This window comes from Streptomyces sp. NPDC058650 (assembly GCF_042717315.1).
Lineage (GTDB): Bacteria > Actinomycetota > Actinomycetes > Streptomycetales > Streptomycetaceae > Streptomyces.
In genome coordinates, this window is sequence record NZ_JBHXRL010000029.1 from 49,690 (window position 1) to 65,611 (window position 15,922).

Here is a 15,922-nt window from a genome sequence, read left to right on the forward strand (position 1 = left end):
TCCGCAGTCGGTCACCGGGGGCACGTACAGCACCAGGGTCACCCAGAAGCTGGTGCGGGACGCCGACGGCAAGGGCTGGAAGCTGACTGTCACGCCGGATGCCGAGTGGCTCGCGGCGAAGGAGCGCCAGTATCCGGTCGTCATCGACCCGACGATCACGATCACGCCGATCGCCTCGGTCTCCGAGGACACGATGGTCCTGTCGGACCAGCCGGCGGTGAACTTCAACAACACCTGGAAGCTGTCGGTCGGCAAGACGGACACCGGCATCGCCCGCTCGCTGATCAAGTTCCCGCTGAGCGAGATCCCGGCCGGGGTGAAGGTCGACGCGGCTCGCCTGAGTCTGTACTACGACCAGTCGCACACGACCAACGGCGACGCTGTCGCTCTTGAGGCGCACCGGGCCACCGGGGCATGGAGCGAGGCGGGTGCTTCGCCCGCGACCTGGTCCAACACCAGCGCGCTGGTCGGTGAGTTGTCCGGCACCACCGTGTCCCTGGACGACGGTGACGCCGGTACGGCCGCGGTCGGCGAATGGCCGCGAGGTACGACCACGGGCGGCGCGGCGACCAACGACGACTACGCCTCCAACAAGAACGCCCTCACGGGCGAGTCGTACACCTGGCAGCCGAGGGTCCCGGAGACCGACACCTACCGGGTGGACGTGCACTACCCGGCCGCCGCGGACGCGGCCACGGCCGCCCCGTACACGGTCACCCACAACGGCGGCACCAAGAACTACACGGTCAACCAGACCGGCACCGGCGGCGTCTGGAAGACCCTCGACGCGGCGGAGCTCAGCTTCGCCAAGGGCAACGCCGGGAAGATCGCCCTCGGTGACACCGGCTCGGCCACGACCCGTGCGCTGGCCGACTCGGTGCGGCTGGCGAACCCCGCCGAGATCACCAAGGCCGCCTGGGACTACAACAAGTGGCACGACTTCCCGGTCGCCGACACGGTCCAGAAGTGGGTCTCCGGTACGGCGGCCAACCACGGCTTCGTGCTCAAGGCCAAGGACGAGTCGGGCACCGCCCCGCAGGGCGGCCCGCGCTACGAGGCCGCCGACGGCAACACCTACGGCGACGAGACGTCCACGTATCCGCGCCTGACGGTGACCTACGGCGCTGTCGGCACATCGCTCAACTCGCCGACCGTGGTCCACTCCACCGGTCCGGAGCTCTCCTGGCCCGCGTACGCCAACGGCAATGGTGACACCGGTCTGGACATCGTGGAGTACCAGCTGCACCGCTCCACGCAGCAGGTCTTCGCCCCGTCCGCCGCGACGCTGATCGCCCCGATCGCGTCCACGGCCACCGCCTACACGGACACCACGGCGGTGCCGACGCCGGACTCCGGCTCCAGCGAGATCGGGAAGTCGTACTACTACCAGCTCGCGGTCAAGACCAAGAACGGGCAGCTGCTCGGGTCGCCGACCCGGATCGTGGGCATCCCCAAGGCCGGCCGCACGATGAGGATCATCCAGGCGGGTCAGGTCGACACCACGCTCTCGTCGCAGCAGCCGACCGTGAACCACGACGGTCTGGTCTCCGGCAAGGCGCAGACCTGGCTGAGCGTGGGCAACAACTCCGGCACCTACGGCAAGACCCGCGCCGCCCTGAAGTTCCCCACCACATCCATCCCCACCACCGCCACGGTGCTGGAGAACAAGATGTACATGTGGGGTGCGGAGACCACCAGCACGACCAACGGTGCGATCTACGAACTCCACTCACTGAGCCGGGACTTCACCGAGACCCAGGCCACGTGGAACAACGCGAACTCGACGACCCCGTGGACCACCGCGGGCGGTGACTTCTCCGCCACCGTCTCCGACACGGTCCCGCAGATCACCGACGAGGTCGGCCGCCACTGGTGGGACGCCACCGGACTGATGCAGTCCTGGGTCAAGACCCCCGCGAACAACAAGGGCGTCCTGGTCAAGCTGAAGGACGAGACCACCACCGGCCCTCAGGAGCGCACCCTGTTCCTGTCCGCCGAGGCCTCGGACCCGCAGCTGCGGCCGTACATGCAGGTCATCTACGTCGACTCGACCACCGAGGACACGTACTACGCGCCGACCACTCCGGCCCGGATGACGCCGAACACCACGTACACGGTGGAGTTCACGGTCACCAACACCACGTCCACCGCGTGGGCAGCGGGTGAGCGGCAGCTGTCGTACACCTGGAAGCTGCCCGACGGCACGGACGTCACGACCGGTGGCAACCAGCTGTCCACCGCGATCCCGGCCCTGCTGCCGGGCAAGTCGGCCACCATCCAGGCCAAGGTCGCCACCCCGATCAACTCCGACTCCGGCAACAAGCGCAACGAGTACGTGCTCGGCTGGGACGTCCGCAGGATCTCCGACGGCAGCTGGCTCTCCGCCGGCACCGGCGGCATCCCGTCGCTGAAGCAGAACGTCGCGGTCGAGGACCCCACCTCCAACAGCCTCGGCATGGAGAAGTTCTACAACTACACCGGCAAGAACACCGGCGCGGGATCCACGGTCATGAACAACCTGGCCGCCGGTAACAGCGTGTGGCAGTACAACGCGTTCACCAATCCCGGCCGGGGTCTGAGCACCTTCGTCCGGTTCGCGTACAACAGCCTCGACACCAGTGACACGGTCGCCGGACACGGCTGGTCGTTCCAGGCTTCCGGGCCCATCCGCATGGGCGCGCCGCTCGATTTCCACCCGAACCCGCACCCGACCGAGATCCGCCTCCCGGACGGTGACGGCACCACGCACGTCTTCCGCTGGGACGCCGCCGGCAGCGTATGGAAGGCACCGGCCGGTGTCCACTACAAGCTGACGATGAAGGCCGGCCTGGACTGCAAGCCCACCAAGGACCCGGTCCCCGATGCCTGGACGCTCACGCGCCCGGACGGCACTCGATTCCTGTTCGGCTGCGACGGCTACCTGACCTCGACGGTGGACAAGAACGGCAACACGCAGACGTTCACCTACGAGGAGCGCAAGTCCAACAACAAGCCGACCAAGTTCCTGACCTACGTCACGGACCCGGCCGGCCGTCAGTCCCTCACCGTCGACTACTTCAAGAAGGGTGACGCGTCCTACGAGTACGTCAACGACCTGGGCGCGAAGGTCACGGGCTCGAACCTGACCAACTCCAAGATCTACGACCACGTGAAGTCCATGACGGACATCTCCGGCCGCAAGGTCTCCTTCCATTACACCGACAAGGGTCTGCTCGGCAAGATCACCGACGGCGTCGGTTCCAGCCAGCCCAAGGACTTCACGTTCACCTACGACGCCACGCAGGGGAACAAGAACGTCAAGCTGGTCAAGGCCACCGATCCGCGAGGCAACGCGACGAACCTGGCCTACTACGCGCCGCAGACCGGTGACGACCCGAAGTACCACTGGTGGGCCAAGTCGGTCACGGACCGTCTGCAGGGCACTACGGGCTTCACCTATGCCGTGAACGCCACGAACCCCAAGTTCACCGACACCAGGGTCGCCGACGCCGAGTCGCGCGCCACCGACTACGTGGCGGATGACTTCGGCCGTCCGGTCCAGACGACGAACGCCAAGTCGCAGTCCACGAAGATGTCGTGGGACGCGGACAACAACGTCGTCTACCTGGAGGAGGCCAACGGCGCCAAGACCGCGTACTGCTACGACCCGAAGACGGGCTACCCGCTCTGGAAGCGCGACGCGGAGAACAACAAGGCCGGGGTCCCCCCGTCCGGTGACTGCGCCCCGGGCATCTACCCGGCGAACGCGCAGAAGTTCGAGTACCAGATCCGCCTGGACGGCTTCTCGGCCGACCTCTTCCGCAAGACCTCCCCGGAGGGCCGCACCTGGCAGTTCGGGTACGACCCGTTCGGCAACCTGAAGACAGTCACCGACCCCAAGGGCGTCGCCACCACCACCGCCGGTGACTACACCTCGTCCTACGAGTACGACGCCTTCGGCCAGCTGACGAAGTCGACCGACCCGAACGGCAACCCGACCCACTACGGCGGCTTCGGCCCGGTCGGCTTCCCGAGCACCATCACGGACGCACTGAACAAGACGTCGGCCTTCGTCTACGACGCGCGTGGCCAGGTCACCCGGGTCACCGACGCGCTCGACAAGAGCACCACGCAGACGTACGACACGTTCGGCCGTCCGCTGGGCAAGACGGTGCCCAAGGACCAGGCATCCGGTGTCGTGGTCACCACCCCGGCCCCGGTCTACGACGCCAACGACAACGTCCTGTCCTCGACCGCTCCCAACGGTGCGGTGATGTCGGCGACGTACGACGCCGCGGACCAGATGGTCTCGTCGTCGGACCCCAAGGACACGCCGACCGGTCCGGAGCGCAGGACCGACTACACGTACGACAAGACCGGTCACCTGAGGAAGACCACCCAGCCGAAGGGAACCGCCACCACCGCGAACCCGGACGACTACGTCACCACTCACCACTACAACGAGATCTACGAACTCACCTCGGTGGTCAACTTCGCCGGTGACAAGATCTCCTACGAGTACGACAACGTCGGCAACCTCGTCACGGTCATCGACCCGAAGAAGACCGCGACCACCGACACCACCGACTACACCTCCAAGACCGCATACGACCTGAACCACCGGTCCGTCTCGGTCACCGACCCGCTGGGCAAGACCAACTCGCGTACGTACGACAAGGACTCGCTGGTCGTCTCGACCGAGGACGCCGACAACAACAAGACCCTGGTCACCTACGACGAGCGCGGCAAGAAGACACAGATCAAGGCTCCGCATACCGGCACCAGCCCGAACATCACCTACCGGACGACCAAGTACGAGTACGACCAGGCCGGCAACACCGTCAAGGTGATCACACCGCGCGGTACGGAGACGGCCGCCACGGACGACTTCACCATGCGTACCGAGTACGACGTGATGAACCGCCCGGTGAAGCAGTTCCAGCCGTACGACCCGGCTGATGCCCGCTACAACGACCCGAACGTCTACACCCAGACGTTCTACGACGCGGTGGGCCGGGTCGAGAAGACCTCGACGCCGCCGTCCGAGGGCCAGACGGTCCGCAACGACACCTCCTTCAGCTACTACGACAACGGCTGGACCAAGTCCACCACCGACCCGTGGGACATCGTCACCACGTACGACTACAACGAGCTGGGTCGCCAGACGGCCCGGACCCTGACCTCTGCGGGCGGCTCGTCCAACCGCACGATGACGTGGTCGTTCTACCCGGACGGCAAACTGAAGTCGAAGTCGGACGCCGGTGTGCCGGTGGGCAGCGGCGTCACCCTCGTGGACAACTCCGACACGCAGAACACCGCCTCGACCGGAACGTGGACGAAGGCGAACCTGACCGGGCAGCAGGGCTACGACCACCGGATCCACGCCGCCGGAACCGGATCCGACGCGTTCACCTGGACGCTGAACATCCCCAAGGACGGCACCTACACGGCCTACGTCAGGTATCCCCAGGTCGCCGGCGCGGCCACAGCCGCCACGTACACGCTCACCAAGTCCGACGGCACGACCACGGACGTGGTCCGGGACCAGAGCAAGGACGCGGGCGCCTGGGTCAGCCTCGGCTCGTTCGCCTTCACCCAGGGCAACGCGGCCAAGCTCCAGCTGTTCCAGAACAGCACGGGCGCGGTCGTTGCCGACGGCGTCAAGCTGGTTCGCAACAACTCGGGCGAAACGGATAACGAGAAGCGGACCTTCGCCTACGCCTACGACGTCAACGGCAACCTGACGTCGATCGACGACACCACACCGGGCGCCAAGATCGACACGTACGCCATCGCGTACACGGGCCTGGACCAGATCCAGAAGGTCACCGAGTCGCTGTCGGGCCAGGAGAAGAAGAGCACCGCCTACACCTACGACTCCACCGGCCAGCCGCTCTCGGTCACCCATCCCGACCAGTTCTCGCAGTACACGTACGACATACGTGATCTGACCAAGACGGTCTCGATCGGCAACACGCCCACGGACCCCGCCCCCAAGGTCACGTCGTACACGTACACGGACCGCGGTCAGGTCCTGCGGGAGACCAAGGCCAACGACAACACCGTCGACTACGCCTACTACCTCGACGGCGCGGTCAGGAGCACCACGGAGAAGAAGGCCGCCGGCTCTCTGGTCGCCTCGCACTCCTACTCCTACGACGCCCACGGCAACGTGGCGCAGGACGTGGCGAAGAAGATGAACGCCGACAACCACGCGGCGTACCTCGACTCCACCACCGACTACACCTACGACCCCGTCGACCGCCTCGCCAAGTCGGTCAAGACGGGCAACGGCGCGGGCACGGACACCTATGTCCACGACGACAACGCCAACGTCGTCAGCCAGAACGTCAAGGGCACACCCACGACGTTCACCTACGACCGCAACCGACTGCTGAGCGCGTCGGTGGCCGGCACGTCGTTCCAGTACAACTACGACCCGTTCGGCCGCCAGGAAACGGTCACGAGTGCGGGCAAGGTCGTCGGACGCAGCGTGTACGACGGCTTCGACCACGTCGTCGAGTCCCAGAAGATGGACGGGACCGGCGCGATGCAGTCGACGAAGTACGCCTTCGACCCCCTCGGCCGCACGCAGTCCAAGACCGCCGACGGCAAGACGACCAGCTTCAGCTACCTCGGTCTGTCGAGCGAGGTGCTCGGTGAGGAGGTCGCGGGCCAACTGACCGCTTCCTACCAGTACAGCCCGTGGGGCGAGCGGCTCTCCCAGGTCAAGCGCAACACGGACGGCACGACCGAGGACGCCTACTACAGCTACAACCGTCGCACGGACGTCGACGCGGTGACCGACGCGAACGGGAACACCAAGTCCACGTACGGCTACACCGCCTACGGCAGCGACGACACGTCCGAGTTCACCGGCGTCGACAAGCCGGACGCCGGAAACCCCGGCAAGGAGGAGTACAACCCCTACCGGTACAACTCCAAGCGCTGGGACACCCAGTCCGGCACGTACGACATGGGCTTCCGCGACTACAGCCCGGGCCTGAACCGCTTCACCACCCGGGACATGTACACCGGCGCCCTCGCCGACATGAACCTCGGCATGGACCCGTACACCGGGAACAGGTACGCCTTCACCGGCGGCAATCCGACCAGCCTGGTCGAACTGGACGGTCATATCGTCTGGTTCGCCGTTCTGGTGCCGGTAGCCGCCGTCGTGGGCGCCGCGATCGGGGCGGCCATCGTGGCCGCAGCCGTGACCGTCGCGGTCGAGGCCACCATCGACGCCATCGGTGACGCCATCGACGAAGCCATGGAGGAAGCCGACGACGAGGCGGCTCCGGCTCCTGCTCCGACAACGCAACCGCGTCCCGGACCCCGGCCGGGTGACGGCTCGGGCACGGACACGGACAACAAGCAGCGGTGTGACTCCGACCCGAAGTCGTCCCGCTTCCAGTACCAGCCGCTCGACGGCGCCGGGCGGGCCCAGGGAGCGACTGCGCTGATCTGCCCGAGCGACCTCAAGGCCCCTCTCGCGGACAGGGACACCGGCTCGGTGAATGTGTACGGATTCCCGGACGGCGCGCAGAACACCCCCAGGTCGGGCAAGGGGAACATCTTCGACCGCACCCATATCGTCGGCGACAAGGTGGGCGGCGACTGGGTCGACGAGAACCTGTTCACCGGGTTCTCGCGCATGAACAAGAGTGGCATGCGGCGTTGCGAGATCAAGATGGAGAAGCAGCTGGCCGCCCAGAAATGGGTCATGTACACAGGAAAGGTCAACTACAGCCACACCACGGGTATACCGGACAGCATCACGATGTCCGCCTACACCGAGGACGGAGTACTGTTCGAGAACATTGTGGTCAAGAACATCACGGATTGGCAGACGACGTGCTGAGGGTCGAAGAGCTGGAAGCAGCGCTTCCTTCGATGACGCGGTGGCGCGTCGCAGGCGGACGTAGCGTCGACTGGGCCGTCCTGGAGGCGGACCTCGGCACGGCGCTGCCGTCGGACTTCCGCTCTCTGGCGGAGGCGTATCCGGTCCTGCTCATCGACGACTTCCTGGTGGTGTCCGTTCCCCGGCCCGGCACCGAGGCGTCATGGGCGTCCGAGTCAAGGAATGACGAGATCCTTCAGGATCTGCACGAGATGGGCGACACCGAAGACTACGTTCCCTTCCCTCAGCCCGGTGGCCTGTTGGGCTGGGCGAGTTCCCACTCGGGAGACTCCATCTACTGGAGGACGAGCCCCTCGGACCCGGACGCGTGGCCGGTGGTCGTCCGCGGAGACAACGGCGACTGGTCGGAATTCCCCGTCGGCGCCGTCGAGTTCCTGGCCGGCGTGTACCGGCGGACCATCCACGTACCCGGCATGCCCGGGGACTTCCCCGGCGATTCCCCCCAGGTTGTGGGCCTGAGCGACCGCATCGACTGATCGGCAGCCGAATCGCACACATGTGAGGAGTGATCGCCCCCAGGTTTCCTGGGGGCGATTGCCATGAGGGCGAAGGATCGCGTCAAGGCGGTCGGCGGCCGGCCGTCGCCAAGGCCACCCAGGAGTTCCGGCCACCCAGGAGTCCCGGCCACCCAGGAGTCCCGGCCGCACCCTGGACCAGCAAGGTCCCCGACAGCGCCCGTCAGCCGTTCCTTCAGGATGTGGCGGCGCTCACAGAGCGAACCCGTGATGATCCGGCATCCGGTTCCGCTGGGTTATCGGGAGGGTCCGGAGAACCGACGCCCCCCAGAGCCACGGAGGACCGGGAAGAACCGCACCGGTTCGCGCACGAAGGGTGGAACCGATGGACCACGTCAGCCACACGCTGCGGGCCGCCGACATGAGCCGGTACGCCTCCGCGTTCGCATCCCGCGCGACCGCACAGGCACGGCTCCCCCTCGACTTCTCCGGGACCAGCCTTCGGATCGTCGATCGCGTGGTGGACGGGCTGCGACGCGGGGGCGACGACCCGGTCGCGGCCGCGCCGATCCTCCACGAACTCGGCGCGTACGTCGGCGAGGTACTCGTCCGTCAGGCCCGTGCCCGCTGGGTCGACTTCGACGCCGCGACGTCCGAGCTGTTCCGGCAACCGGTCGGCGTCCGCATGCCCGACGGACTGGCGTGGAACCCGCTGGGCAAGGTGGTCAACCGCTTTGAGTTGGGCCCCGACGAATCCGCGTACGAGTTCTTCCTGTTGCTCCCGGGGCGTGCGCGGCGCCCGCCGCTGTCGCGGGGTGCGGCCGACGACCGGCGGCCGCGTAAGGTGAAGCACTGGACAGCGTGACGGGGAAAGACCGAAGGAAGATCATTTGAGGGCGGACGACCCCGCTCTGCAGCATGCGGTGAAGCGTGCACAGGACGGTGACGACGAAGCGTTCGCCGACGCGTACCGGATCGTGCAGCCCGGGCTGCTGGGATATCTGCGAGGACTCGTCGGCGAGTCCGCCGAAGACGTCGCCTCCGACGCCTGGCTCGAGATAGCCCGCGACCTGGGGCGGTTCCGTGGAGACGGTGCCGGGTTCCGTGGCTGGACCGCGACCATCGCCCGCCACCGCGCTCTGGACCACCTACGGCGCCTGCGCTCCCGACCATCAACGGCCCCGCTGGAACAGGACGTGCTCGATCTGCGCGCCCCGCGGGAGACGGCAGGCGAGGCCCTGGAGGCGATATCCACCGCCGAGGCACTGGCCCTGGTCGCCGGGCTCCCCCGGGACCAGGCCGAGGCCGTACTGCTGCGGGTGGTCATCGGGCTGGACGGACCCGCGGCGGCCCGAGTGCTGGGAAAGCGGGTCGGAGCTGTACGCTCCGCCGCGCACCGCGGACTGAAGCGGCTCGCGAAGGAACTGAAGGGATGAGAGGTGACAACGGTATGCGGGAACACGACGACATCGAAGCGGCACTGGCCGCTGCCCTGCGGCCCACGGACGTGGACGACGCCTCGACCCGAGCAGCCGTCACCGCGTTCCGTACGGCCCGGGACACGGGCCTGCACACGTCTCGGCGCACCCGACGCCGCGAGGACTGGCGTCCCGTATCGGAACGCCGCTCGGGCCGGTCACTGAAGACCGCGCTCGGAGCCCTCGTCGCAAGCCTGACCCTGGGCGGCGTAGCGATCGCCGCAGCCGTTCCGCTCGACCTCTTCGACGAGACCGAGGCCCGCGAACCCAAGCCCCACCGCACCACCTCCGCTCCCCTGCCGTCGGAGGAACCCGCAAGCCCGCGGCCCGAACCCCCACTCTCAGGTTCGCCGTCCCCTCCCCGAGCCCCCGCCACACACCCCGTTCCCCACGCCGTCGCCACCCAGTCGGCATCGACGGGCGAGCCTCTCTGTGGCGCGTACGAGAAAGCCCTGGGCAGGGGCAGGGCCATGGAAGCCACGGCCTGGAAGCGTCTGCTCGCCGCGGCCGGCGGCAAGGATGTCCCGGCGTACTGCGACTCCCTCCCGACGTCCGAAGCCACGGCCCTGCCCCCGGTGCCCGGGAACAAGCGCGCCAATCCCCGCTCCAAGAGTCCCTTCGACACCCCCGCAGCACCCGAAGCCGGCAATGTGGCCCGTCACCCCCATGCGCCTGCCGGGGATACGCCGGCCGCCGGGCGCGGTCGCTGACCACGAGCAGCGCCGCGCTCTCCTGTCACCAGGTCGCCGTCCAGGTCAGTGCCGGTGTCGTGACCCTGTCCGGCGAGGTCCGTGACAGGGCGCGCCTCCCGCTCGCAGAACGCCTGGCACGTGCGGTCGAAGGCGTCGTGGACGTACGGTGCCGACTCACCTCTCGACGAACCTGACCGTGTCCGGCGTTCCCGATGCGGGTCGCGGATCCGCCACGCATGCTCGAAGCATGTCCCAGGTGACCACCACCGACCTGTACGAGGTCACGATGGCGCTCTCTTACCTGCGGGAGGACATGCGCGCACCGGCCACATTCAGTCTCTTCGTGCGCGACCTCCCACCGGGTCGCGGATTCCTCGTCGCCGCGGGACTCGAACCGGCCCTGGACTACCTCTCCCGCTTCCGGGTGAGCGGCTCCGACGTCGAGGAGTTCGCGGAGGCACTGCGGCGGCCCGTGGAGGACCTCGCACCGCTCCGCGGTCTGTCCTTCGACGGCCAGGTCCGTGCGGTGCCCGAAGGCCGGCTCGTGTTCGCCGGAGAGCCGCTCCTGGAGGTCACCGCACCGCTGCCGCAGGCCCAGCTCGTGGAGACGTATCTGCTGTCCCTCGTCTGTCATCAGACGGCGGTCGCGTCGAAGGCGGCCCGGTGCGTGCTCGCCGGGGCCGGTCGGCCCCTGGTGGACTTCTCCCTGCGCCGCTCCCACGGTCCTGAGGCGGGCGTCCAGGCGGCCCGCCTGTGCGCACTGGTGGGCTTCGCCGGTACGAGCAACGTCGCCGCCGCGCGCCGGTACGGCATCCCGGCGGCGGGCACGATGGCCCACTCGTACATCGAGGCCTTCGGCTCCGAGGAGCAGGCGTTCCGCGCCTTCGCCCGCACGCATCCGGGCCCGGTGACCTTCCTCGTCGACACCTACGACACCGATCGCGGCGTCGCGACGGCAGCACGCGTGCTCGCGGACCTCGGGCTCGGCCCGGAGTGCGGGATCCGCCTCGACAGCGGCGACCTGGGCGCCCAGGCCCACCGGGCCCGTGCCGCCCTCGACGCGGCGGGGCTGCGGGACGTGCGGATCATCGCGAGCGGCGGTCTGGACGAGTACGGCGTCGACCGGCTCGTACGGGAAGGGGCGCCGATCGACGCGTACGCCGTGGGAACGAAGGTCGGCACGGCCGCCGACGCCCCGTACCTGGACGCGGCCTACAAACTGGTCGAGTACGACGGCCGGCCCGTCATGAAGCTCTCGGCGGCGAAGGGCACCGCTCCGGCCCCGAAGCAGGTCTTCCGCGATCCCGGCCTCAACGACGTCATCGGCCTGAGGAACGAGGAGCCGCCCGAGGGCACGGAACCGCTGCTGCGGACCGTGATGCGCGGCGGGCTCCGCACGGAACCGCCCACCACCCTGACGGCCTCCCGTACCCGCTTCGAGACCGACATCGCCGCGCTACCGGAGGCCGCCCGGCGCATCGAGGACCCGGTGCCGCCGGCGCCCGTGGTGTCGACCCGGCTCGCGGCCCTCACGACCGTCGTACGCCACCGCACCGAGGCGCAGACCGGCTCCGGGCGGACGGCGCCCGGATGACGGACGTCCGACTCTCCGCTTCGGTGACGCTCAGGAAGCACGCTGACGCCTCCGCCAGGCGCACCGCAGGTCATTAATTGCGGAGGCGCAATGCTCAAGCGCGCACGCTGCGAATCGTCGAGGGACGCTGCGGCTGATCTGAGTTCGGCGGTCTGAGGATGAGGATGTCGAGAACGTGCCACCGGCTCCGTCCCAGGGACATCAGCGGCCACCACCGGCCGCACGAGGAAGAAGGAGAAGCCGGCATGGCGATCCAGCGGATGGACAACGTCGGCATCGTCGTCGAGGACATGGATGCCGCCATCGCGTTCTTCGTGGAACTCGGTATGGAGCTGGAGGGCAGGGCGGCGGTCGAGGGCCTCTTCGCCGACCAGTGCACCGGCCTCGACGGCGTCCGCTGTGACATCGCGATGATCCGGACCCCGGACGGTCACAGTCGGCTCGAGCTGGCGAAGTACCGCAGCCCCGCGGCGATCAGCGCCGGGCCGCGCAACCGCCCGCACAACATTCCGGGCACGCATCGCGTCATGTTCGCCGTCGACGACATCGAGGACACCGTTGCCCGCCTGCGCCCTCACGGCGCCGAACTCGTCGGCGAGATCGCCCGGTTCGAGGACGACTACTTGGTCTGCTACATCCGCGGCCCGGAGGGCATCATCATCGGACTGGCCGAGCAACTGCGCTGAGAAGCAGAAACCCGAACCGGCCGCAGCAGCGGCCGGCAGAGGCCCGTGTGCATTCCTGATCCTGGACGGCACTCCGCTCCCGATAGACCGGATTGCGGCCGACCGCCCGTACCACTCCGAGAAGATCAAGCGGCACGGAACGAAGGGGACGCCCCCTCCCCGACGGCTCGTACGGCTACGGCAGGGAGCTCACGGAGCCGTACACCGGCTTCTACGACTACCGCACGACGGAGCCGTCCGACGATCTCGACGCCCTCGACGCCCTCGACGCGACGACGTTCCTGTTCGTGCAGAGCGTCCGAGTCCGCCCCGGCGACCAGTGGGAGAAGATCGGGCGTGATCTACGACTCGGAGGGCCTCGAACGACCGGCCGCCCCCGAGGAGTGCGTCGGCCTGGAACGGGCCGCCGTCTGGGACGCGCGGCACATCGGGAGGCGACTGCTGGACACGTTCCTGGGGCTCCCGAACGAGGACGAGGTGAACGCGACGGTGCGGCTGGCTGGAGTAGGTGGACGCCGACACGGGTGGCCGGCAGCTTCGAATGCGCCGCGACGGTGGCTCGCTCCCAGGACACCTGCCGGCCCGGCCCTCGTCTGTGTCGGCTCGCCCTCGCCGTGGGCAGCACGGGTCCCTCTGCGGCCATAAGCAGGCACTCACGTCCCCGACGGCCGCGGCTGCTCCGGTGGGACCGAGCTCTCGGCAACCGTCATCCACTGGTCGAGGTCGGCCTGGGTGAACTCTGCCCACGGCGGGATTTCGGGGAGCCGGCGGAGGAGGTCGTAGGCCTCGGGGATCTGGGGGCCGCGGAGGACCGGGCAGTGGCAGCCGGCGATGACATCGGCGTTCAGGTGCTGGAAGTCGGTGACGACCGTCCCGAACTTCTGGGCGTCCAGCAGGGCGACCCAGGGGGAGACCAGGCGTCCGCCGAAGAGCTGACCGTCGCGGAATTCGTCTGGCGACATCGCTGCTGTTTCGGGCATGGGGGTCGGCACGTTCGTGGCGAAGGTGTCGACGGCCCACAGGACGCTTGTCTTCGAGTCGAAGAGGGCGCGGGTCGTGGGGTTGTCGTACAGGGGCGGTCGTTTGGCGACCAGGGTGCGGTCGCCCGCGTCGATCGTGTCGCCGTCGGTCATGAAGCGGCACCGGTTGATGGGCGTCTCCCACTCCTCGGCCATGCGGCCGATGGAGAACCACGTCGTCAGCAGGGTCGCGTTCGGGCATGCCGCGAGGACCGCCAGGAGGTTGCCGGCGTGGTCGCGGTCGTCGTGGGTGAGGAAGATCCACCGTACGTCCAGAGGATCCACGACGGACCAGGCTGCCTCCAGCCACTGGGAGCGCACCGCGGGCGCCCCGGTGTCCACGAGGACCGGTTCGGCTCCCCGGATCACCATCGAGTTCATCGGGAAGTGGCCGACCGGCGGGGCCTCAAGGGCCCACGGGATGACGAACGTCTCCTCGGCGATCTTGTACGGCTGCAGAAGGTTGAAACTCTCCATGGTTGTCATCGCTGCTCTCCCTAGGACGGAGTCGCCGCAGCGTCCATGAATCCAGTGCAGCCCCGTGCCGGGCTGTCGTCAAACGCAGAACTCGTGACGGTCGGCTTCGGTGAGCGACGAGGCGTGCGCGGACGGCGCCGGCCGGGTCCCGGGCCGTGCTTGGGCGGGCGGCCGTCGTCAGAACGTTGCCATCAGCGGATGTCTCCCCAGGTCGGCAAGGACGTACAGACTCACGTGCCGGGTGAGTTCCGAGCAGGCGAACGGAAGAGGTGCGCTTCACGACGGAAAGGTCCTGTCCGGGTCAACGCGACGCCCGTACTGCGAGGCGTCGATTCAGTGAACTGTCGCCAGCACTCCCTCTGGTCGAACAGCGGCCCCGGTTCCGGACGGCCGCCCATCGATCACTCCGCCGATCAACGGTGACCTGCGGCGATCCTGCTCGCGGCCCAGCACGCTGCCGCGGTTCCGGCCGGGCGCGGACCGGTACACCCGGCCTGGGCCCCCTTGCCCGGGTCTCCGGCGCCTCCTAGGGTCCGGGCCATGAGCATCCCCACCGAGCCCATCGGCAGCATCCCCCGGCCTCGTTCCCTGCAGGAGGCCCTCAACGAACACGCCTTAGGGCGGCTGTCCGAAGCGGAACTGACCAAGATCCAGGAACAGGCCACGGTCGACACCCTCACCCGGCTGGAGACGCTGGGCTGCCCCGTCCTGGTGGACGGGGAACAGGCAAAGCCCAGCTTCCTCACCTACCCCCTCACAGGGCTCACCACCCTCGCCCAGGACGGCGCCGTCATCCCCTTCGCCGACGGCCACACCCGGCAGCTCCCGCGCCTGACCTCGGGGCCGTTCCGCTACAAGGTCCGTGCGGAGACGTACCTGCGCGACGCCCAGCGCCACACCGATCGCCCGGTCAAGCAGGCGGTCATCGCGCCGTCCGCCCTCAGCCTGCTCTACCCGGCCGACCCCATCGCCGGCTACCCCCGTGAGACCTTCCTGAGCGACCTCGCCGACGAGGCCGAGGCAGACATCCGCGGCTGCCTGGAGGCCGGCGCCCACAGCGTGCAACTGGACTTCACCGAAGGGCGGCTGTCCCTCAAGCTGGACCCGTCAGGCGGCCTGCTCGATGACCTCATCGGGCTCAACAACGAGGTGCTCGGCCGGTTCGGCGAGGAGGACCGGTCCCGCATCGGTGTGCACACCTGCCCGGGAGGGGACCACGACTCCACGCACAGCCTGGACGTGGACTACGCGGGCCTGCTGCCGAGGCTCTTCCAACTGAAGGCCGGTAACTTCTACGTCCAGCTGGCGAGCGAGTCCGACCCGGAACGCGTCCTCAAGATCATTTCTGACCAACTGCGTCCTGGGATCCGCGTGTTCGTCGGTGTGACGGATCCGATCGGCGCCAACGTCGAGACGCCGGAAGAGGTACGCGACCGCGTACTGCTCGCCGCCCGGTACATCCCGGTCGACCAGTTGGGCACCTGCGACGACTGCGGATTCTCGCCCTTCGCCGACGACACCTCCACCTCACGCGACCTCGCCTTCGCCAAGATCGAGGCTCGCGTGAGGGGGACCGCCCTGGCCTCCCAAGTCCTCGGTCTCTGACGGGAAGGGCTGA

General features: G+C 68.2%; 10 protein-coding genes and 1 pseudogene. 10 read left to right on the top strand and 1 reads right to left on the bottom strand.

Annotation, left to right across the window (positions count from 1 at the left end):
• Positions 1-193 precede the first annotated feature (193 nt).
• The 9 genes and pseudogenes from ACFWWU_RS34415 to ACFWWU_RS34455 form a co-directional block, all read left to right on the top strand.
• A complete protein-coding gene (locus ACFWWU_RS34415; protein WP_384152233.1) occupies positions 194-7,843 on the top strand; it encodes a DNRLRE domain-containing protein in 7,650 nt (2,549 codons plus the stop codon).
• Entirely contained in the window at positions 7,825-8,379 is a 555-nt protein-coding gene (locus ACFWWU_RS34420) for a hypothetical protein (RefSeq protein WP_384152140.1), read from the top strand. Before ACFWWU_RS34415 ends, ACFWWU_RS34420 begins: the two co-directional genes overlap by 19 nt.
• A gap of 364 nt (positions 8,380-8,743) precedes the next feature.
• Positions 8,744-9,223: a hypothetical protein gene (locus ACFWWU_RS34425; RefSeq protein WP_384152143.1), complete on the top strand. Its 480-nt coding sequence runs from the start codon at positions 8,744-8,746 to the stop codon at positions 9,221-9,223.
• A gap of 25 nt (positions 9,224-9,248) precedes the next feature.
• A complete protein-coding gene (locus tag ACFWWU_RS34430; RefSeq protein WP_384152146.1) occupies positions 9,249-9,794 on the top strand; it encodes an RNA polymerase sigma factor in 546 nt (181 codons plus the stop codon).
• 14 nt (positions 9,795-9,808) lie between these two features.
• On the top strand, positions 9,809-10,546 hold the full coding sequence (locus tag ACFWWU_RS34435) for a hypothetical protein (RefSeq protein WP_384152149.1): 738 nt from the start codon (positions 9,809-9,811) through the stop codon (positions 10,544-10,546).
• The gene (locus ACFWWU_RS34440; RefSeq protein ID WP_384152236.1) at positions 10,543-10,722 is read left to right on the top strand and encodes a BON domain-containing protein; all 180 of its coding nucleotides are present in this window, start codon (positions 10,543-10,545) and stop codon (positions 10,720-10,722) included. Before ACFWWU_RS34435 ends, ACFWWU_RS34440 begins: the two co-directional genes overlap by 4 nt.
• Positions 10,723-10,775: 53 nt before the next feature.
• Positions 10,776-12,122: a nicotinate phosphoribosyltransferase gene (locus tag ACFWWU_RS34445; protein ID WP_384152152.1), complete on the top strand. Its 1,347-nt coding sequence runs from the start codon at positions 10,776-10,778 to the stop codon at positions 12,120-12,122.
• Positions 12,123-12,367: 245 nt separating this feature from the next.
• Positions 12,368-12,808 carry a VOC family protein gene (locus ACFWWU_RS34450; protein ID WP_384152155.1) on the top strand — a complete coding sequence of 147 codons (441 nt, stop codon included), beginning with the start codon at positions 12,368-12,370 and terminating at the stop codon, positions 12,806-12,808.
• A gap of 49 nt (positions 12,809-12,857) precedes the next feature.
• Positions 12,858-12,947 (top strand): annotated as a pseudogene (locus ACFWWU_RS34455) (IS5/IS1182 family transposase); the annotation flags it as partial.
• 514 nt (positions 12,948-13,461) lie between these two features.
• Here the strand turns inward: ACFWWU_RS34455 and ACFWWU_RS34460 are convergent.
• Complete coding sequence (locus ACFWWU_RS34460) at positions 13,462-14,313, bottom strand: MBL fold metallo-hydrolase (protein ID WP_384152158.1); 852 nt, start codon at positions 14,311-14,313, stop codon at positions 13,462-13,464.
• Between the two features lie 531 nt (positions 14,314-14,844).
• On the opposite strand from ACFWWU_RS34460, the gene ACFWWU_RS34465 reads away from it, so the two are divergent.
• On the top strand, positions 14,845-15,909 hold the full coding sequence (locus ACFWWU_RS34465; RefSeq protein WP_384152161.1) for a cobalamin-independent methionine synthase II family protein: 1,065 nt from the start codon (positions 14,845-14,847) through the stop codon (positions 15,907-15,909).
• Positions 15,910-15,922 lie beyond the last annotated feature (13 nt).